The organism is uncultured Sphingomonas sp. (genome assembly GCF_964237335.1).
Lineage (GTDB): Bacteria > Pseudomonadota > Alphaproteobacteria > Sphingomonadales > Sphingomonadaceae > Sphingomonas.
In genome coordinates, this window is the sequence record NZ_CAXSHM010000008.1 from 1 (window position 1) to 19,537 (window position 19,537).

Annotated in this window: 14 protein-coding genes and 2 tRNA genes; 7 read left to right on the forward strand and 9 right to left on the reverse strand. The window is 70.0% G+C overall.

Features of this window, described 5'->3' with window-relative positions; translation table 11 throughout:
- Positions 1-240 precede the first annotated feature (240 nt).
- The 5 genes from ACFE65_RS05970 (at position 241) to ACFE65_RS05990 (ending at position 4,364) form a co-directional block, all read left to right on the forward strand.
- Entirely contained in the window at positions 241-1,041 is an 801-nt protein-coding gene (locus tag ACFE65_RS05970; RefSeq protein ID WP_375381434.1) for a hypothetical protein, read from the forward strand.
- A 5-nt stretch (positions 1,042-1,046) separates the two neighbouring features.
- Complete coding sequence (nadA, locus tag ACFE65_RS05975) at positions 1,047-2,048, forward strand: quinolinate synthase NadA (RefSeq protein ID WP_375381435.1); 1,002 nt, start codon at positions 1,047-1,049, stop codon at positions 2,046-2,048.
- 123 nt (positions 2,049-2,171) lie between these two features.
- Complete coding sequence (nadC, locus tag ACFE65_RS05980; RefSeq protein ID WP_375381436.1) at positions 2,172-3,047, forward strand: carboxylating nicotinate-nucleotide diphosphorylase; 876 nt, start codon at positions 2,172-2,174, stop codon at positions 3,045-3,047.
- Between the two features lie 70 nt (positions 3,048-3,117).
- Positions 3,118-3,561, forward strand: a complete 444-nt coding sequence (locus tag ACFE65_RS05985; protein WP_375381437.1) for a hypothetical protein — start codon at positions 3,118-3,120, stop codon at positions 3,559-3,561.
- A 20-nt stretch (positions 3,562-3,581) separates the two neighbouring features.
- Positions 3,582-4,364, forward strand: coding sequence for a ribonuclease T (locus ACFE65_RS05990; protein ID WP_375381533.1), 783 nt, complete (start codon positions 3,582-3,584; stop codon positions 4,362-4,364).
- Here the strand turns inward: ACFE65_RS05990 and ACFE65_RS05995 are convergent.
- The 7 genes from ACFE65_RS05995 to aroA form a co-directional block, all read right to left on the reverse strand.
- A complete protein-coding gene (locus tag ACFE65_RS05995; RefSeq protein WP_375381438.1) occupies positions 4,361-4,783 on the reverse strand; it encodes a DUF4112 domain-containing protein in 423 nt (140 codons plus the stop codon). The two genes, ACFE65_RS05990 and ACFE65_RS05995, sit on opposite strands and share 4 nt — an antisense overlap.
- A gap of 5 nt (positions 4,784-4,788) precedes the next feature.
- On the reverse strand, positions 4,789-6,240 hold the full coding sequence (locus ACFE65_RS06000; protein WP_375381439.1) for an ABC transporter substrate-binding protein: 1,452 nt from the start codon (positions 6,238-6,240) through the stop codon (positions 4,789-4,791).
- A 3-nt stretch (positions 6,241-6,243) separates the two neighbouring features.
- Positions 6,244-6,326: transfer RNA gene (locus tag ACFE65_RS06005), tRNA-Leu, on the reverse strand.
- Positions 6,327-6,396: 70 nt separating this feature from the next.
- On the reverse strand, positions 6,397-6,681 hold the full coding sequence (locus tag ACFE65_RS06010) for an integration host factor subunit beta (protein ID WP_375381440.1): 285 nt from the start codon (positions 6,679-6,681) through the stop codon (positions 6,397-6,399).
- Between the two features lie 127 nt (positions 6,682-6,808).
- Complete coding sequence (rpsA, locus tag ACFE65_RS06015; protein ID WP_375381441.1) at positions 6,809-8,515, reverse strand: 30S ribosomal protein S1; 1,707 nt, start codon at positions 8,513-8,515, stop codon at positions 6,809-6,811.
- Positions 8,516-8,766: 251 nt separating this feature from the next.
- A complete protein-coding gene (locus tag ACFE65_RS06020) occupies positions 8,767-9,396 on the reverse strand; it encodes a (d)CMP kinase (protein ID WP_375381442.1) in 630 nt (209 codons plus the stop codon).
- A complete protein-coding gene (gene aroA / locus ACFE65_RS06025; RefSeq protein ID WP_375381443.1) occupies positions 9,393-10,739 on the reverse strand; it encodes a 3-phosphoshikimate 1-carboxyvinyltransferase in 1,347 nt (448 codons plus the stop codon). The genes ACFE65_RS06020 and aroA overlap by 4 nt, the downstream gene beginning before the upstream one ends.
- Positions 10,740-10,893: 154 nt before the next feature.
- Between aroA and ACFE65_RS06030 the strand changes: the two genes are divergently transcribed.
- Both ACFE65_RS06030 and ACFE65_RS06035 read left to right on the forward strand, forming a co-directional pair.
- A complete protein-coding gene (locus ACFE65_RS06030) occupies positions 10,894-11,214 on the forward strand; it encodes a TIGR02300 family protein (protein WP_375381444.1) in 321 nt (106 codons plus the stop codon).
- Between the two features lie 97 nt (positions 11,215-11,311).
- A tRNA-Ala gene (locus ACFE65_RS06035) sits at positions 11,312-11,387 on the forward strand.
- A gap of 51 nt (positions 11,388-11,438) precedes the next feature.
- On the opposite strand, the gene pbpC is transcribed toward ACFE65_RS06035, so the two are convergent.
- Together pbpC and ACFE65_RS06045 are read right to left on the reverse strand one after the other, a co-directional pair.
- On the reverse strand, positions 11,439-13,538 hold the full coding sequence (pbpC, locus tag ACFE65_RS06040; protein WP_375381445.1) for a penicillin-binding protein 1C: 2,100 nt from the start codon (positions 13,536-13,538) through the stop codon (positions 11,439-11,441).
- Between the two features lie 109 nt (positions 13,539-13,647).
- A complete protein-coding gene (locus ACFE65_RS06045; RefSeq protein ID WP_375381446.1) occupies positions 13,648-19,416 on the reverse strand; it encodes an alpha-2-macroglobulin in 5,769 nt (1,922 codons plus the stop codon).
- Positions 19,417-19,537: the final 121 nt, after the last annotated feature.

The following is a 19,537-nucleotide window of genomic DNA, read 5'->3' on the forward strand; positions in this document are numbered from 1 at the left end:
CGCCGGCTACCGCTCCGTCACCGGAACCGCCCGCCTGAACGGCCAATCCGCTCTCGGCGCCATCCGCGACCTCGTCGACGGCAGCTTCGCAGTCGCCTGATCAAGCCGTCATGCGCCAACCCCGTGAGCAGTTACAGTGTTGAGGGAGCCGTAAGACTTTGCTTTCAGGGCATAGTCGACGTTAACTTGCATTGTCTTCTCGATCTTAATAGATAACCCCTTCTCAGGGGGCCTTGATCGATGGCGACCATCGCAGTGCGGCTTCGAACCGCCGACCAACAAGATCGGTTCTTCGGCCACCTGGCGATCGCCATGGCGCTGACGGTGGTCGTCGGCTTCTCGACCCAGTTGATCGCCGGTCGTTCGAGCTTTCATGTCCGACCCCTGATTCATCTTCATGCCGTCGCGTTCATGGGCTGGGTGATGTTGTTCACGATCCAGGCGCAAATCGGAGTACGGGGCGCGACCCCGTCACTCCATCGCCGCCTCGGCTGGATCGGCGCGGGCTGGGCGGTCGCATTGGTCTTGCTCGGGTGCGCGCTGACGGTGGACGTGACGCGGCGCGCGAACGTGCCGTTCTTCTTCCATCCGCAGATCTTCCTGATCGCCAACCCGGCGACCGTGTTCGCGTTCTTCGGGTTCACCGTCGCGGCGATCCGGATGCGGCGGCGGACCGACTGGCATCGGCGGCTTCACCTCTGCGGCATGACCATGATCATGGGCCCCGCGCTCGGTCGCCTGCTGCCGCTGCCGTTCCTGACGCCCTGGGCGTTCGAGTGGGGAAGCGGGTCGCCCGCCGTCTTCCTCCTCGCAGGGATGGTTCATGACCGGCGGCGGCTCGGGCGCGTCCACCCGGCCTGGCTGTGGGGCGCCGCTGTGCTGGCGGCGGTGCTGGTCGGCGCGCGGCTGATCGCCTTCTCGCCTGCGGGCGACGCGATCTACCGCGCGGTGACGGCGGACGCGCCCGGGGCGGCCGTCCCGGGCCGGCTGCTCGGCTCGCCGCCGAGCGGGTTGCGGGGGCCCGCCCAAGCCGCCATTTGAGACATATGAATTACCAGCCCGACGTCCTGCGCGGCCTCGACCTGCGCGCCGAGATCGATCGCCTCCGCCGCGAGCGCAACGCCGTCGTTCTCGCGCATTACTACCAGAAGCCCGAGTTGCAGGACCTGGCCGATTTCGTGGGCGACAGCCTGGACCTCAGCCGCAAGGCGCAGGCCACGGACGCGGACGTCATCGCCTTTTGCGGCGTGCGGTTCATGGCGGAGACGGCGAAGATCCTGTCGCCCTCCAAGATCGTCGTGCTGCCCGACATGGACGCCGGGTGCAGCCTGGAGGACAGCTGCCCGCCCGAGCAGTTCGCCGCCTTCCGCGCCGCGCACCCCGATCACATCGCGCTGACGTACATAAACTGTTCCGCCGAGGTGAAGGGGCTGTCCGACATCATCGTCACCTCCTCGTCCGCCGAGACGATTCTGGCGAAGCTGCCCGCCGACCAGAAGATCATCTTCGGCCCCGACCGCAACCTCGGCGGCTGGCTCGCGCGCAAGACCGGGCGCGACATGCTGCTCTGGCCGGGCGTGTGCATCGTCCACGAGGCGTTCAGCGAGACGGAACTGATGAAGCTCCAGGCGCAGCATCCGGGCGCGCCGATCGCGGCGCATCCCGAGTGCCCGGCGGTGATCCTCGACCATGCCGATTACGTCGGCTCGACGCGCGGCATCCTTGAGTTCGCCAACGCGATGCCCGGCGACACGCTGATCGTCGCGACCGAGCCGCACATCATCCACCAGATGGAAAAGGCGATGCCCGCCAAGCGCTTCATCGGTGCGCCGGGCGCGGACGGCAACTGCAACTGCAACATCTGCCCGTACATGGCGCTCAACACGATGGAGAAACTGTACGTAGCCTTGCGTGATCTCGAACCACGGATCGAGATGGAAGAAGGATTGCGGTTGCGCGCGAAGAAGAGCCTCGACGCAATGTTGTCGATGGCGGGCGGCACGGTGGGGCGGGGCGATCTCGGGCCGGCGCGGGTGACGGGCGACTAGGGGCTGGGAATGTAGGAAAAGGTCTGCGACGATCGTCGCCGGAGGGCGTCCGGCAGTCCCGGCTACCTCGTTCTTTGGCTCGTGCGCTCGGGCGGCGCAAACCGTGTTTAGGTGTTACCTACTGTGAAGTACTTTTCGCCAGCGCCCGATCCTGATGCCTTTGACCTGGCCGGATTCGACCTCCCGGCATTCGTCGCCGCGACGCTGGCCGAGGACCTGGGGACGGGCGGGGACATTACCTCCGCCGCGGTGATCCCGGCCGACGCGCGTTTCCGCGGGGTGATGGCGAGCCGCGACCGATTGACGGTGGCGGGGCTGCCGATCGCGGAGGCGTTCTTCCGCACGCTCGATCCGGCTGTCGCGATCGAACGGCTGGTCGAGGATGGCGCGAGCGTTCCGGCCGGAACCGAGCTGCTGCGGCTCGACGGGCTTGCGCGCGCGATGCTGACGGCGGAGCGGTCCGCGCTCAACACCGTCCAGCACCTGTCCGGCATCGCGACGCTGACTCGCACCTATGTCGACGCGATCGCGGGCACGGGCGCGACATTGCTGGACACGCGCAAGACGATCCCGGGCCTGCGAGTGCTGGAAAAATATGCGACCCGCATGGGCGGCGCGACCAACCACCGCATGGGCTTGTGGGACGCCGCGATGATCAAGGACAACCACGTCGCGGTTGCGGGCGGCGTCGCCGAGGCGGTCGCACGCGCCGTGCAGGCCGGGATTGAGCGGATCGTCGTCGAGGTCGACCGGCTCGACCAGATCGAACCCGCGCTGGCGGCGGGGGCGCCATGGCTGTTGCTCGACAATATGGCACCGCCGATGCTGCGCGAGGCGGTGGCGTTGGTCGGCGGCCGCGCGGTGACGGAGGCGTCGGGCGGAGTGCGGCTCGACACGATCCGGGCCATCGCGGAGAGCGGCGTCACCTATGTGAGCGTCGGGCGGCTGACGCAGTCGGCGCCGGCGGCAGACGTCGGCCTGGACCTGTCGCTGCGGTGAGAGCGAACGAGGTGCCTTGCCAAGGCGAGGGCGGCAGCTAGTCTGACTCAAACCCAAAGGGAGAACGCGGATGAGGCCAATTTCGATCGTCAACTTCGAACGGTGCTATCTCGGCGCGCTTCTCATCGGGTTAGTGAATGCCGTGGTTGCGATGCCCACGATGCTTCGCAACCCGCAGTTGATGCAAGCCAGCGCGGTATTCGGTTCCTGGTATCTCCCGACGATAATCGGTGTCGGGTTCCTCATCCCGCTTGTGCTCTGGATTTTCGCGGCGCGACGCGCAAGCGTCGTAGCCAAATGGATCATCGTCGTGTTCTTCGCCATCGCTGTCATATCGATGCTGGTGACTGCATTTCGCGGGTTTCCCGACGGTAGTGGCGGCGTGAAGGGTGCCGTCGGAGTCGTCGCCTTCGTGCTTCAGGCCGTGTCGGTCTACCTACTCTTTCAGCCGGACGCCGTGGCTTGGTTTCGCGGCGCAGACAGCGCCACCGATCTGGGCGAGACGTTCCGGTGATCGCGCGCCGCCTGTCCATCATGGTGCTCGGCTTGGCCTCGGTCGCGCTACCCGCGGCCGCCGGCGCGCAGGCGTATAGCTGCGCCGTGCCCGCGGTGCTGCCGCCGATCCACCCGGAGCTGCCCAACGAGCGCAATCCGCAGCGGCTTCTGCCGATCGGCGGATACACGCTCGCGGTCACCTGGACGCCGGAATATTGCTTCAGCCACAAGCGCGAGCCGTCGGCAGCCTTCGAATGCGGGGGCGAGGGCGGCGGAGGCGCGCGGTTCGGCTTCTCGCTCCATGGCCTGTGGCCCGACGGCATCGGGCCCGAGTGGCCGCAATATTGCAAGTCGACGCCGTTGCTGCCCGACGCGACGCTCCGCCGGAACCTGTGCGCGACGCCGTCGGCGCAGCTGCTCCAGCATGAGTGGGCCAAGCACGGTACCTGCACCGGCAGCACGCCCGACGCCTATTTCGCCCGCTCGACCGGGCTGTACGGCAAGCTCGTCTGGCCGGACATGACCGCTTTTGGGCGCGGCACGACCACCGTCGGCGCGGTGGCGCAGGCGATCGCGGCCGCCAATCCCGGCGTGTCGGCCGACATGATGCGCGTCACGGCCACCCGCGACGGCTGGCTCGACGAAGTGTGGTTCTGCCTCGACAAGCAGATGGCCTACACTCGGTGCAAGGCCGGCAGCGGCGGCGCGGCGCCGGCGACGACGATCCGCGTCGCGCGCCCGCGCGATCCGGCGAGCGCGCAGGCTGGACGAAGCTATGGAAGCAGTTACCGGGCGCGGCCCTACAGCTCGGCTCGGTACTAACCGTCGATCACCGCGGCGGAAGGATGATGCTTGTCGAGGTGGCGCAGGATGATCTTGAGGTTGCGGGTGTTGGACCGGAAGAAGAAATCCGGCACCGCGCCGACGAAGGGGATCAGGCCCAGCGCCCAGTCGACCCCTACATTGCCGAACATCCGCGCCATCGACCACCGCGACATGCCGAGATTGCGCGCCTCCCACACCATCCAGGCGCCCAATGCAGCGGCGACCAAGTCACCCGCCACGGGGATCGCATCCAGGATGACGTCCAGTCCGATCCGGCGGTTGATGCCGGGAATGACGAACAATCCTTCGAGCAGATGTTCCATCGCCTCGATGCGCCGCCGGACCGAGACCGGATCGGTATCGATCGGCAACAACTCGGCGAAGGACGGAGTGTAGCGGGTCGCGCGATCGGCCATCGCGATCAGATGGGGCCATCGCGAAGATGGTTCAACGGATGCCAGGCGCGGGCGTTACCCTGCCATTGGTTCAGCCGCAGCGCGACCAGCGACCAGCGCAGGGGACGGAGGAGGGGGATGAACGGCACGTCGGCCGCAACTGCCTGGTCCGCCCGCGCCAGCGCTTCCGCCCGTGCCGTGACGGAAGGCGCGGCCCGCGCCTCCTCCAGGCGCGCCTGCGCGTCGGCGCCGCAGGGCCGGCAGGCGGTGGCGAGGTACCAGCGGGCGCTGTCGTAGGGAGCGACCGCGTCGACCAGCCGCAGGTCGGCGGGCGCGTCGATCGCGACCCGCACCGGCGTGATCCCGACGGCCAGCAACGTGGCCGCGAGTTGCCCCCACAGCACCGTTCCTCCCGGCCCCGCCGGAAGGGCGAGCCGGAGCGTCACGCCGGCGTCGGACCCGGCGGCGGTCGCGGGCCGCGCCGCCAGCCATGCCGCGACGCGAGATCGGGCCAGGGCACGGCGCACATCGATCGGATCGTCGATCCAGGCCGGCATGGCGGGAGCGGCCGCGGAGTCGAGCGACTCGGGCAGGACCTGCGCCGCGAGGGGCACGCCGCCCGCGATGGTCGACAACGCCTGCCGGTCCATGGCGGCGGACAGCGCATCGCGGTTCGCGGCATCGCCAAGGAAGCCCTCGCGGTTCTCGATCGCGAGCCCGAACAGCCCTGCAGCTGGATCGATACGGATCGTCGCCGGCGCGAGACCGGCGGCAGTCAGCAACGGCCAGTCGGCGATAGTGCCCCCGCCGACGAGGTCGACCTGATGGCGCACGAACCGCAGGATGGCGATCGCCGGCCGGTCGACGCGAAGCCGTACGTCGTCCGATGGCACGGTCTTCACCCCGTCATCGTCTGTCGCGGTCACATCGCGCGCGAGGCGCAGCAACACTCCTTGACGGGCACGGGCGGTGACTGGACGATAGGGACCGCTACCGCTGCCCTGGACGGTCATGATCGCCAGTTCGGGCTGTGCGAACAGCTTCAGCAGGTCCGGCCTGGGGCGGGACAGGCGGACCTCGATCACCTCCGGGGTCATCTCGACGATCTCCTCGACCGCGCTCAGAAACGGAGTGAGCGGATTCCGGGATCCTTGCGCGACCTGATGACGCAGCGCCGCCACGACCTGACCGGCCGTGACCGGACGCCCGTCCTGCCAGTGCGCGTCGCGAAGGCGGAAGATGTAGCTTGTGCCGTTGTCGATGACGGTCCAGCGCTCGGCGATGCCCGGCTCGATCTGGCCAGCCGCATCGAAGCTGACCAACCCTTGCGCCACCGCGCCTGCCAGCACGCGGGATGCCGGTCCGGGAAGATGGCGGGACGCATCGACGAGCGTGGCCGGCCCGCCGATCACCTCGACGTCGACCGGGCCGTCGTCGGCGCGGCGATCGCATCCGGTCGCGAGCAGCAGCATCAGCATGGGTGCGGACGGCGGGACTCGAACCCGCACTGCCCAGGGCAAGGAGATTTTAAGTCTCCGGCGTCTACCGATTCCGCCACGTCCGCGCATCACGACCGCGGCGAAAGCGCATCGGCCATCGAGCGTCAAGTGACGTGGTGGCTCGCCGGAAGACGATCATCCGGCAAGGTTGAGCCGCGCCCGCATTTCCTTGCCCGGCTTGAAATAGGGGACACGCTTCGCCGTCACCTCCACCGCCTCGCCGGTCCGGGGATTGCGGCCGGTACGGGCGGTACGGCTGCGGGTCGAGAAGGCGCCGAAGCCGCGCAGCTCGACCCGCCCATCGTGCGCCAGACGAGCGACGATCTCGTCGAAGAAGACCGACACGATCGCGTCGATGTCGCGTTCGCTCAGCCCCGGATTTTCCTCCGCCAGGTTCTTTATCAGTTCGGATCGAATCACTGCCGACTCCCCATGCGTCGTGCGCCGATGCCAGTATTCCGCGTAATTCGATCCGCTTCAATCGGCCAAGCGCATCACCGTCGGCTCCGGACCGGAGCGGCGCTTCAGCGCCGCCCCGGCGATCGGATCAGCTGCCGGCCTTCTTGAGCGCCTCGCCCAAGATGTCGCCCAGCGACGCGCCCGAGTCGGACGAGCCATATTGAGCCACCGCCTGCTTCTCCTCGGAGATCTGCATCGCCTTGACGGAGAACGTCGGCTTCTTGGACCGGTCGAAGCCGGTCACCATCGCGTCGAACTTCTGGCCGACCTGGAACCGCTCTGGACGCTGCTCGTCGCGATCACGGCCGAGATCGGTACGCTTGATGAAGCCCGTGACGCCGTCGTCGCCCTGCTGCACCTCGAGGCCGGCATCGCGGACCTCCAGCACCGTGACGGTGACGACCTGGTTCTTGCCGACCGAGCTACCCGCCGCGGCGGCCCCGCCCGCGACCGGCGCACCGCGCTCGAGCTGCTTCATGCCGAGGCTGATGCGCTCCTTCTCGGCGTCGATGTCGAGCACGACCGCCTGCACGGTCTCGCCCTTGCGATGGAGCGCGAGCGCATCCTCGCCCGCCACGCCCCAGGCGATGTCGGACATGTGGACCATACCATCAACATCGTTGTCCAGACCGATGAACAGGCCGAACTCGGTCGCGTTCTTGACTTCGCCCTCGACGGTCGAGCCGATCGGATGGGCGGCGGCGAACGCCTCCCACGGATTGGCCTGCGCCTGCTTGAGGCCGAGGCTGATGCGACGCTTGTCCTCGTCGACCTCGAGAACCAGAACGTCGACCTCCTGCGAGGTGGAGACGATCTTGCCGGGATGGACGTTCTTCTTGGTCCAGCTCATCTCGCTGACGTGGACCAGGCCCTCGATGCCGGCTTCCAGCTCGACGAATGCGCCGTATTCAGTGATGTTGGTCACGCGGCCGGTCAGCTTCGCGCCGATCGGATACTTGGCCGACGCACCATCCCACGGATCGCTCTCGAGCTGCTTCATGCCGAGCGAGATGCGCTGCGTGTCCTTGTTGATCCGGATGATCTGCACCTTGACGGTGTCGCCGATGTTGAGCGCCTCCGACGGGTGTGCCACGCGCTTGTACGACAGGTCGGTGACGTGGAGCAGGCCATCGATGCCGCCCAGGTCGACGAACGCGCCGTAATCGGTGATGTTCTTGACCACGCCCTCGATGATCTGACCCTCAGCCAGGCTCTGGATCAGGCCCGAGCGCTGCTCGGCGCGGGTCTCTTCCAGGATCGCGCGGCGCGAGACGACGATGTTGCCGCGCTTGCGGTCCATCTTGAGGATCTGGAACGGCTGCGGGATGTCCATCAGCGGCGTCACGTCGCGCACCGGGCGCACGTCCACCTGGCTGCCCGGCAGGAACGCCACAGCGCCGTTCAGGTCGACGGTGAAGCCGCCCTTCACGCGGCCGAAGATCACGCCCTCGACACGCGCGGTCTTGGCGAAATCGCCCTCGAGCTTGTCCCAGGCGGCCTCGCGGCGGGCACGGTCGCGCGACAGCATCGCCTCGCCGTGCATGTTCTCGACGCGGTCGACATAGACCTCGACCTCGTCGCCGACCTTCAGCTCGGCCTTCTGGCCGGGGGCGGCGAACTCGCGGAGCGGGACGCGGCCCTCAGACTTCAGGCCGACGTCGATGACGGCCATGTCGTTCTCGATGCCGGTCACGGTGCCGTGGACGACGCGTCCCTCGAAGCTGTCGGCGCCGCCGAACATGTCGTCGAGCATCGCGGCGAAATCGTCGCGGGTGGGATTGGGCTGGGTAGCCATAAAGTTGGAGTGATCCTCGAAGTTGCGTTTTCTGGCCGGCCGGTTGGGTCCGGCGGTCTTCTAGCCATGCCGCAACGACCCCATGCCGATGCGGCGCCCGTTGGCCAGGTGGGGCAGGGGACGTCTGCGCTCTACGCGAAAACGGCGCGTGAGGATCATGCCTCCGCGCCTTCCCCCGCGAGCGCCTGCCCGCTGGACGGGCGGGTATTACACCGGATGGGTTCGCAAGGCAATCGCGCCGGACAGGCCGGTCAGCGCCGGGTTGAGAGCTGCGCTTCCACGAACGCCAGTGCCTTGCTCACGGCTATGTCGATCGACAGGTAGCTCGTGTCGAGCAGCGCGGCATCCGCCGCCATCGCCAGCGGGGCGACGGCGCGTTCGCTGTCGCGCTGATCGCGGGCGCGGATGTCCGCAAGCACCTTGTCGAAGCTGGTGACGTCGCCGCGGGCCTTCAGTTCGGCATGGCGGCGCTGGGCGCGGATGCGGGGCGTCGCCTGGACGAACAGCTTGGCGTCCGCCTCGGGCGCGATCACCGTGCCGATGTCGCGGCCGTCGAGCACCGCGCCGCCGGGCTGCTGCGCGAACCGCTTCTGCCGCTGGAACAGCGCCGCGCGCACCAGCGGATGGGCGGAGACGATCGAGGCCACGCGGCCCGTGTCGTCGTCGCGCAGCACCGGATCGGCGAGCAGCCCGTCCTCGAAGCCGCAGGCGGCGACCGCGTCGGCCTCCACCGCGGGATCGAGTTCCATGCGCAGGACGCTGAGCGCGACCGCGCGGTAGAGCAGCCCCGTGTCGAGATGCGGCAGCCCATAGTGGCGGGCGATCGCGCGGGCGAGCGTGCCCTTGCCCGAGGCCGCGGGGCCGTCGACGGCGACGATCATGCGTATGCCTCGTTGATCGCTCGGCCCTCTTCAGTTAGCTGATCCAGCGTCGTGAAGAAGTCGGGATAGCTCGTCGCGACGGGAGACGCGTCGTCGAGAACTATCGGAGCCTCGCAGTTCAAGGCTGCGACTGCCATTGCCATGGCGATCCGGTGATCGAGCCGCGTTTCGACTGTCACGCCGCCGGGCAACGGCCTTCCGCTGCTGCCGTGGATCACGAGTCCATCGGGCAACTCTTCGACTTGTGCGCCTATGGCGGCCAGTGCGGTTGCCATTGTCCCGATTCGATCCGACTCCTTGAACCGAAGTTCTTCGAGACCTCGCAACATGCTGGTCCCATGCGCGAACGCAGCGGCGACGAATAGGATCGGGAACTCGTCGATCATCGATGGTACGATCTCGGCCGGCAGATCGATGGCAGCGAGATTGTCGTTCATCACGGTAACTTGTGCGACCGGCTCGCCGCCGACCGTACCTCTGTCATGCAGCACCATGTCCGCTCCCATCAGGCCAAGGGCGCGGAATATGCCGGCGCGCGTCGGGTTCATGCCGACGTTTTCGAGCCAAAGCCGTGAGCCTTGCGTAATTATTGCCGCCACGGTCCAGAACGCCGCCGACGAGGGGTCTCCCGGCACCACGATGTGCTGCGGCTTGAGCTCCGCCTCGCCGGTCAGCGCGATCATCCGGCCCCCGGAGGTCTCCTCCACCGTCAGCTCGGCCCCTAAGCCGCGCAGCATCCGCTCGCTATGGTCGCGCGTCGCGACCGGCTCGATCACGCGGGTGACGCCGGGCGTGTTGAGCCCCGCGAGCAGCACCGCCGACTTCACCTGCGCCGAGGCGACCGGCAGCGTGTATTCGATCGGGACCGCCGGGCACATCCCGCGCACCGTCAACGGCAGCGTGCCGCCGGGCGCCGCCGTGATGTCCGCGCCCATCCGGGACAGCGGCTCGATCACCCGCGCCATGGGTCGGCGCGACAGCGACGCGTCGCCCACGAACGTGGCCTGGATCGGATGCGAGGCGACGAGTCCCATCAGCAGCCGCGTCGAGGTGCCCGAATTGCCCATGTCGAGCGCTTGGCCGGGCTGGAGCAGTCCGCCGACGCCGACGCCGTGGATCACCCACTCGCCGGGCGCGATGCGCTCGATGCTGGCACCCATGGCGCGCAGCGCGGCAGCGGTGGCCAGCACATCCTCGCCCTCCAAAAGTCCCGTCACGCGGCTCTCGCCCACCGCCAATGCGGCAAACATCAGGGCGCGGTGGCTGATCGACTTGTCGCCCGGCACGCGCACGACGCCGTACAACGGGCCACGCGGGCCGATCGTCATAGAACGAGGCGTCATCGGTCGGGGGAGGGGGTGGGGGAGCGGCTGCGCCATCGGGGCGGCGCTTTGACAGTCGCCTTGCGGCATGGCAAGGCGCGCGCCATCTTTGGAACGGTGGCGCACGGCTGCCGCCATCCGATATCCGCATCAGTCGAAAAGGCATGGAACCGGCATGATCAAGGCCGAATGGGGCACCAAGCGCACGTGTCCGAAATGCGCGACGCGCTTCTACGATCTCGAGAAGGACGATCCCGTCACCTGCATCAACTGCGGGAATGCATGGGCTCCAGAGCCGATCCTGAAGTCCAAGCAGCCGATGCCGTTCGAGGCGGCCAAGACCGCCAAGGTGGAGACCAGCGAGGACTTGGCCGGACCCGACGAGGATCTGGAGCTGGCGCCCGAGGACGAGGAGCCGAGCGCGGACGACGAGGTCGATCTGGGCGGCGACGAGGATCTGGGTGTGGAGACGCGCGACAAGGACGACGAGCACTGATCCTCACGCGGGACGGTTCGAGGCGGGGCGGCGAGCGATCCGACGCGCTTGCCAAGCCGCCCGCCCACCGCTAGAGGCGCGTCTCCCGGGACGATGTGGGGCCGTAGCTCAGCTGGGAGAGCGTCGCGATGGCATTGCGAAGGTCTGGGGTTCGATCCCCCACGGCTCCACCAGTCCCGGCTTCCCGCAGGATCGGCTGACGACGGGGACGCTTCGTGACTCCGCTAGCGCACCGTGAACATCACGCGATCGACCACTGCGCCACCCGTATCGATAAGCCGCAACCAGTGCCGGCCGGGCAGCGGCAGGATCGCCGGGTGTGCGTCCGCGGGGCCAAGGTCGTGCTGGTCGAGCAGCACCCGGCTTGAGGCCGTCGCGCCGGTGACGCCGATCGCGAGTTGCTGGCGGCCGGCCGGGATGTCGGGGTCGAGCGCATAGACGCTGCCGGCAACCGGATTGATGATGCGCGGGCGGCGCGCCGCGACCGGCGCCGTCGCGAAGAGCGCCTGGCCGGTGCCGGACAGGAAGAACTCCCGCCGCGGCTGCTCGGGCACGCCGACGAAGGCGACCCGCCGTGCCGCGACGCCGGCCGGCATCGGTGGCGGCGCGTCGGGCCGCTCGCCTTGCAGCGCCATCATCACCTCGCGCCACACCGGCGCCGCGCCGCTGGTCCCTGAGACTGCCCGCATCGGGTCCCCCTCGGCGTTGCCGACCCAGACGCCGACGGTGAAGCGGCGGGTGAAGCCGATGCACCAATTGTCGCGCATCGCCTTGGACGTGCCCGTCTTGACCGCCGCCCAGAACGGCAGGCGCAACGCGGAGTCGAGGCCGAAGGTCGCGGCGCGGGCGTTGGGGTCGGCGATCATGTCGGCGACGATCCACGCGGCGGCGGGACGCGCGACGGCCCGCGATGGGGCCGGCAACTGCCCCAGCGTCAGCCGCAGCGGCGACCATCGCCCACCGTTCGCCAGCGCGCGATAGGCGGCGACCTGCTCGCCCAGCGTGACCTCCGCAGACCCGAGCGCGAGGCTGTAGCCGTAAAAGTCGCCGTCCTCGACCAGCCCGCGATAGCCCGTGCCCCACAGCCGGTCGCGGAACGGATCGACCCCGACCAGCAGCAGCGTGCGCACGGCGGGAACGTTGAGCGACCCCGCGAGCGCGATCCGCGCCGACACGGGGCCCTTGAACCCCTTGTCGTAATTCTGCGGCACGTACAGCCCGGAGGCCGTGTCGAGTTGGACGGGCGAATCGTCGAGGATCGACGCGGCGGTCAGATAGCCGCGCTCGATCGCCTGCGCGTACAGGAACGGCTTCAGCGTCGACCCGGCCTGGCGATAGGCGTTCGCGGCATCGACCTGCGGCGCGGTCGAAGCGCCACTGATCCCGCCGACGTAAGCGAGCACCTCGCCCGATGCGTTGTCGACGACGATCACCGCGCCGTCGCGCGCGCGGCTGCCGCCGAGGCCCTGGAGCTGGTGGCGAAGCGCGCCGAGCGCGAGCCGCTGGACGCCGAGGTCGAGCGTGCTGGCGACCTTCATCCCCGGGCGGGTCAGCAGCCGCGCGGCGAGGTGGGAGGCGAGGCCCGGATCGAGCGCGAGGCTGCGCGCTGGGCCGAGCATCGACGCGGCGGCGCCGGCGAAGCGGGTGCAGTCAGGCTCATGCGCCAGGGCGCAGGCGCGGCGTGCGAGCGTGGGCGCAGCGACGCGCTGGTCGGGCAGCAGCGCCGCCAGCAGCAGCGCGTCGTCGCGGCTCAACGCGTCGGGCGTCTTGCCGAAAAGGCCGAGCGCGGCGGCGCCGATCCCCTGCGCCTCGCCGCGATAGCCGGCGAGGTTGAGGTATGCCTCCAGGATTCGGTTCTTCGACCAGTCCGCCTCAAGCGCGCGGGCGGCGCGCATCTGGCGCAGCTTGTCGAGCCAGCCGCGCGTGCCGGGCGCCGCGAGCCCGGGCGCGAGGAAGCCCGCGACCTGCATCGACAGCGTGGAGGCGCCGCGCGACCGGTGGCGGACGAGCCGGTCGCGCGCGGCGCCCGCGAGCGCGAGCCAGTCGACGCCGCCATGGTTTGCGAAGCGATGATCCTCCGCCGCGACGATCGCCTCGCGCGCGACCGGCGCGACATGGTCGATCGGCACCCAGCCGAGCCGCCGCTGCGCGAAGTCCACCCGCTCGCTGTCGAGCAGCGCGCCGTGACGATCGTACAGCCATGCCTCCGAAGGGCGCCAGGCCGCGCGGACCGCGTCGTAGGTGGGAAGGGGCGGGGGATAAGTGAGCCAGTCCAGCGCGGCGGCGAGGAAGACCGTAAAGGCCAGGAGGAGTCGCGGCTTCACGATCGCCCTCACCCTTCCCGCCGCCTGCGGCGGCTCCTTTCCCTCTCCCGATGGGAGAGAGAGGGAGCAGCGAAGCTGCGGAAGAGTAAGGGCGACCCGGTCAATCCCATCACCGGCCTGCCACCACGACCGGCGCATTGGGTACGCTCGCGCGGATGGCGGGCGCGTACATCGCCTCGACGTGGCTCGGCGGCAGGCTGAAGCGGCCGGCGCCGTTCAGCCGCAGCGTGTAGCTGACGGTGACCGTGCCGCGCGGCAGCCAGGCGAAATAGCCGCGCCACGCCTCGCGCCCGCGCTCGACGTAGGAGGGCGAGGCGCCCGATCCCGTCGCGCCGCCGGCCAGCAGCTGCGACTGGCCGCCCAGATCGCCGACGATCGTCGCGCCGGCGGGGACAGGGTCGCTGACGACCACCCAGTTACGCTCCGCCGACGCCTCGACGGTCAGCGTCACGCGCAGGACGTCGCCGCGGGTCAACTGGCCGGGGTGCCTCGCCTGCACGACCTCGACCTTGCGGGTCAGCCGATAGCCCGCGAACAGCGGCTGGCTGAGCGGCACCGCCGCGCGTACCGATACGGTCGCCCACGGCCCGGCGCCGCCGCTCTGGCGCAGCAGCAGCGGGGTCGGCGCGCGCGGCAGGCCGAAGCTCGCGGTGCGGGCGTCGGTAGCGAGCGGCCAGGCCTTGGCGATGCTGCGCCCCGCCAGCGACAGCGTCGTCGTGCCCGCGATCGCGCCCGCCGGATAGAGGCCCGCGAACTTGCGCGCGGCGAGTGTGCCCCAGGCGTTGGCGGTCGTCGTGTCCCAATGGCCGTGGCTCTGGCGCGCGGCGGCGCCGACCATCATCCTGGGGCCGTCGTCCTGCCAGCCGGGCCGCCCGAGCGTCGCGATCAGCGCTTTGAGTGCGCCTTCGTCGGCCGAGTCCATCAGCCACCAGGCGGCGGCGTCGCGATCCGTCAGGTCGATACGCACGCCCTCGTACACCAGCCGCGACCGCAGCACGTCCTCGCCCTGTGCCCGCAGCGCGCCCGCGTTGGCGAGCCCGGGGGTGTGGTCGAGCGCGACCAGATAGTCGGCGAGGCTGGCCGTCTGCATCTCGGCAGGCGCGATGCCGATCTGGCCTAGCATCGCCGGCGTCGCCGCGCCGGCGCGGGCGAGCGCGGCGTAGGCCGCCAGCCGCTGGAGCCGGACGTCGCCATAGCTCTCGTGCCGGACGCGCCCGTCGAGCACCGCCTTCAGCCCCTCGATCATCTTCGTCCGCGCCGCGTCGGGGATCGCCAGCCCCGCCTCGCTGGTGATCGAGAGGACATAGGCGGTCAGCGCCTCCGACCCGTCGAGGCTGTCCGACGGCCAATAGCGGAGCAGGCCGTCGCTCGCCTGATAGGTCGGCAGGTCCGCCACCAATTTCTGCCACCCCGCCTGGTCGCCGAGCACGACGACCCGCGACAGACGCTGCTCGAAGCAGTTGTACGGGTAATCGGTCATGTACGACCGCACGCCGGCGAGCGGCGGCGCGAGGCTGTCGTCGAGCCGCACGTCGACGCTCCCGCGCCCGGGCAGCGCGCCGGTGGGCGGGGCGATCAGGATCGAGCCGGTGTCACCGACCCGCGACAACGCCGACGCCCACGTGTCGACCGGCGTCGCCGGGATCACGTCCTGGCTTACCGTCAGCCGGTCCGCCGCCTTGCCGTCCGAGCTGCGGGCCGACACCTGCCAGCGTAGCGCTACCACGCCCTCGGACGCGGTCAGGTTCCAGGCGATCGGCGCCGCGCCGCCGGCGGGAATCGTCACGGTGATCGGATGGCCGGTGGCGATGCGCGGTTGCAGGTCGACGGTCGCGGTGACGGTCATCGGCCGCGCCGATCCGTTGCGCAGCGTGAACCCCGCCGCATACCAGTCGCCGCTGCGCACCAGCGGCGGCAGGCCGGCATAGACCGACAGGTCCTGCGCGGTACGAACGGTCGTCTCGCCGGTGCCGAACATCCCGGCGCCGTCGTCGGCGATCGCGACGAGCTTGAACGAGGACAGCGCGTCCGACAGCGGCACGGCGACGCGCGCCCGTCCGTTCGCGTCGAGCGCGACGCGGCCGCGCCACAGCAGCACCGGCTGGAAGTTCTCGCGGTTGAGCGCCGCCTGATCGCCGCCTCCGCCCCCGCCGCCGGCCTCCACCGCCTTGCGGCCATAATGGCGCTTGCCGACGACCTGCATCTGCGCGGTGGAGGTCAGCACCGACAGCGGCCGCTCGCCCATCATCGCGGTCAGCACGTCCCAGCTCTCGTTGGGCGCGAGCTGGAGCAGCGCCTGGTCGACCGCGGCGAAGGCGACGTCGGCGGTGCGCGCCGGGCTGCCGTCCGGCCGGTGCACCTGGACCAGCACCTGCGCGGTGTCGCGCGCGGCGTAGCGCTCGCGATCGGCACGGACGGCGACGGAGAGGCGATGCGCCTCCCACCCGACCTTCACCTTGGCGATGCCGATCCGGTAGGAGGGCCGCGCGAGATCGACCAGCGCGGTCGGCTCCGCCGCCTCGTCGGGGGTCTTCACCAACCCGAGCTTGCGGCCGAGCGCGGTCAGCCAGCTCCACCAGCCATATTCGACGCGGCCCCGCACCACCATCACCGATACGAACACGTCGGGGGCATAGGCGCCCGACATCGGCACCTCGATCACCGGATCGGTCCCGTCGAGTTCGGTCGTGAAGCTGGAGAGCACGCCCTCACGCTCGACGCTGACCAGCGCGGTCGCGTGGCGGAACGGCATGCGCACCTGGAAACGCGCGGTCTCGCCCGCGGCATAGGCGGTCTTCTCGGGCACCACGTCCATGCGGTCGCCATTGTCGCCGCCGAACCACCAGTCGTCGTTGCCCGCCAGCCACACGCTCCTGACCGCGCGGGTCGTGTTGCCGTCCGCGTCGGTGGCAGTCGCGACGGCATAGACCTCGCCCGAGACGGACGGGTCGACCGCGCAGCGCGCGAAGCCCTGCGCATCAGTGGTCGCGGTGCAGCTCGTCGCGAGCTTGGTCGTGCGCATCTGGTTGTCGTACGCATAGAAGCCGCCGATCAGCCGGCGCCGCGCGGTCAATATCTCGCGGCTGTACAGCGCGACGCTGATCTTCTGGCCGCGGATCGGCTTGCCGTCGGTGTCGAGCGCGACGAACTTCAGGCGCAGGTCGTCCGCGCGCATCATCCACCCGTCCGAGCCGATTCCGAGCTGCACCGCCGCCGGGAAGATCGGGATCGACCTGGTCGCGGTCAGCACCTGACCGTTGGCGTCTTGATAATCCATTTCGACGCGCATCTCGGTCTGGCCGTCGAGGCCGCCGGGCACGTCGATCGTCGCATGGCCGGTCCCATCGCCGCCCAGCGTCGCGGGCAGCGTCTGCGTCGGCGGCAGCTTGGTCGCATTGTCGTCGCCGTCGCCGTCGAGCGGCTTGACGCCTTCGACGACCGCATCGCCGCCGAACGTATAGGCGTCATAGCCGTCGAGCGACGCCGAGCGCGCGAACCAGCCGACGCGGACGTCGACCGGCAGGTTGGATGCGCCACCGCCGGCGAGATAGCCGACGTACAGGTCGAGCGGCACGGCCTTGGGCCGCACGAGCGCGCCCTTGGGCCCGGTGACGGTCGCGCGCATCGTCGGCAGTTTGTACTCGTCGACGCGCACCGACTGGCCGGTCGCGATCGGCTGGCCGTCGCGGATCACCGTCACGTCATAATCGCCGAGCGGCGCGCCCTGCGGCACCGCCCACAGACTCTCGCCGATCCCGCGCGCGTCGATCGTCAGCGGCTGCTCGAACTGGGTCTCGGAGCCGCGATGCGACAGCCGCAGCGTGCCGGTGAAGCCCGCTGGGATGGTGAAGCCGTTCCCGACAGGCTGGCGGTAGAGGTGCTTCATGTGCACCGTCTCGCCCTGGCGGACGAGCGCGCGGTCGAAGATCGTGTGGATCAGCGCGCCCGGCGCGTCATAGCCAAAAGGCAGCTCGAAGTCGGACGGACCGATGCCGCGGTTCCACTCGGTCAGCACGAACGAGAAATCGTCGCCGAGCCGCGCGGAGATCATCAGCGGGTGATCGTGGGTCGCATCGTCGTCGCCGCAGCCCGATGCGCTGTTGGGCGCGGGCAGGCCGGCAGGGACCATCAGCCCGCCCGAGCGGTCGGTGATGCCGCGCGCCAGCGGCTTGCCGGAGCAGCTGTCGCTCACCTGCACTGCGGCGTTGGCGACCGGCTTGCCGGTGTCGAGCGCAGTCACCCAGGCGAGGCTGCGTTCGCGGCCCCATTTGAAGTGCACCGTCATGTTGGTGACGAGCGCGGCGCTGGCGACGTAGCGGGGCGCCTCCCGGCCGAGCAGCGCGCGGCCGAGCACGGGGCTCGCCAGCTCGACGACGTAGAAGCCAGGGCGCCCGAGCGGGATGCCGACCACCTCGAAGTCGCGGCCCTTGCCGGGCAGCGCCACCGTCATCGCGCTGGCACCGTTGGCTGGCAGGATCGGCGCCGCGCCGGTGCGGTTGATGTAGGTGGTGTCCCCGCCCTCATGCCGGGGCTTCACGGGATCGAACTTCTCGGCGTCCGCCTTGTCGACGGTGCGGAGCCAGCGCGCGACGTCGCCGTCGCTCCCGGCGACCCGCAGCGACTGGCCGCTGACTCCTTTGACCTGCTCCTGCAGCGCGGGCTCCACGTTGCGCACCGTAACCGGCAGCACGCCGCCCTGCCGCGCCTCAAGGATGCCGAAGCCGTCGGCGAACTTCACCAGCGGCGGCGCGCGGTCGATCCGCACGTCGAGCGGGAAGCGCGCGGCGTTGGCGAGCGGGCGACCGCTCTCGTCCTTGATCCCGGCGGGCAGCACGAGCTTGGCGACGGTGTCGAACGGCAGCGGCGCCGCGAACGAGACGTCGCTGGTCGTTGCGTCCTGGTGGGCGGTGCCATGTCCTTCCTGCTTGTCGATGCTCGGCGCGATCTCGCGGCCGTCGGGCAGGCGTAGGCGGATCGCGTACGCGGCGCTCGTCGCGATCGGCGCGGTGAAGCGCACCCAGGCCTTCTCGACCGGGCTGCACCCCGCCTGCGCGTTAACGCGGCTGCATTCGAAGCGCGCAGTGAACGGCTTGCGGACGGTATAGTCGAACCGCTGGTCGGCGCCCGCGAGCTTGCCGCCGGCGCCGGCGATCTGCCCGCCCCAGACGAGCGCCATGTCGCGCCCGGGCGGCAGCGGGCGGCGGCATTTTAACGCGACGACGCGCGCCAGCGCGCGGGTACGGTCGGCGGCGGCGGCGGGCAGGGTGGCGGGCAGCCCCGCCTCCTCAATGAAGCTGCTGACCTGGTAGCGGGACGTGCCCATCGCCGCGAGCAGCTTGCCGGGCAGATCGGGCGCGAGCACGTCCACCGGGATCTTCTCGCCGATCCCGTCCACCGCGCAATAGGCGTTGGCGGCGACCGAGGCGCGCGACGGCGGCATGTTGGCGGCGACGAGGAACACCTGGTCCTCCTCGATGCCCTCGTCATGGCTGCGCGGCAGCACCGCGCGCGCGACCGGGCCGCCTGCGTCGACGGTGAAGCGGTGCCGGCCCGCGAGCGCGATGCCCGCGACGCTCTTGACGCCGTCCACCGCGTCGAACTGGCAAGTCGTGCCGCCGGCGAGCGGCTTGGCGAAGTCATAGACCCAGTTCTGCTGATCGACCCAGCGGCCGGTGCCCGCGCACCCCGTCCTGAACGGTGCCGCCGCGCGCGGATCGCCGAGCGCGACCATCGGCTGGCTGAAGCGGAGCGTGTAGCGTTCGATCGCGCCGCCACCGACGCCGGGCTGGGCGAGCACCACCTCGGGGCGGGCATCGCCGAACGCCGCGACCGGCAGCAGCGCGAGAAGAACCCAGCCGATCCCCCTCCAGCGTGCCACGCGCGATTCTCCCCTATCGGCGAAGGCTAGTCCGTCGCATTGCGCGACGCCAGCCCGGACGTGGACGTGCGAGAGTGCTCGTGGATCGAGGCGGGTGCCCAACCAGGCCGGAACGTCGCGC

Coding starts and splice junctions, on each gene's coding strand:
- ACFE65_RS05970 (WP_375381434.1), top strand. CDS start 241: ATGGCGACCATCGCAGTGCGGCTTCGAACCGCCGACCAACAAGATCGG.
- nadA (WP_375381435.1), top strand. CDS start 1,047: ATGAATTACCAGCCCGACGTCCTGCGCGGCCTCGACCTGCGCGCCGAG.
- ACFE65_RS05985 (WP_375381437.1), top strand. CDS start 3,118: ATGAGGCCAATTTCGATCGTCAACTTCGAACGGTGCTATCTCGGCGCG.
- ACFE65_RS05990 (WP_375381533.1), top strand. CDS start 3,582: ATGGTGCTCGGCTTGGCCTCGGTCGCGCTACCCGCGGCCGCCGGCGCG.
- ACFE65_RS05995 (WP_375381438.1), bottom strand. CDS start 4,783: ATGGCCGATCGCGCGACCCGCTACACTCCGTCCTTCGCCGAGTTGTTG.
- ACFE65_RS06000 (WP_375381439.1), bottom strand. CDS start 6,240: ATGCTGATGCTGCTGCTCGCGACCGGATGCGATCGCCGCGCCGACGAC.
- rpsA (WP_375381441.1), bottom strand. CDS start 8,515: ATGGCTACCCAGCCCAATCCCACCCGCGACGATTTCGCCGCGATGCTC.
- ACFE65_RS06020 (WP_375381442.1), bottom strand. CDS start 9,396: ATGATCGTCGCCGTCGACGGCCCCGCGGCCTCGGGCAAGGGCACGCTC.
- aroA (WP_375381443.1), bottom strand. CDS start 10,739: ATGACGCCTCGTTCTATGACGATCGGCCCGCGTGGCCCGTTGTACGGC.
- ACFE65_RS06030 (WP_375381444.1), top strand. CDS start 10,894: ATGATCAAGGCCGAATGGGGCACCAAGCGCACGTGTCCGAAATGCGCG.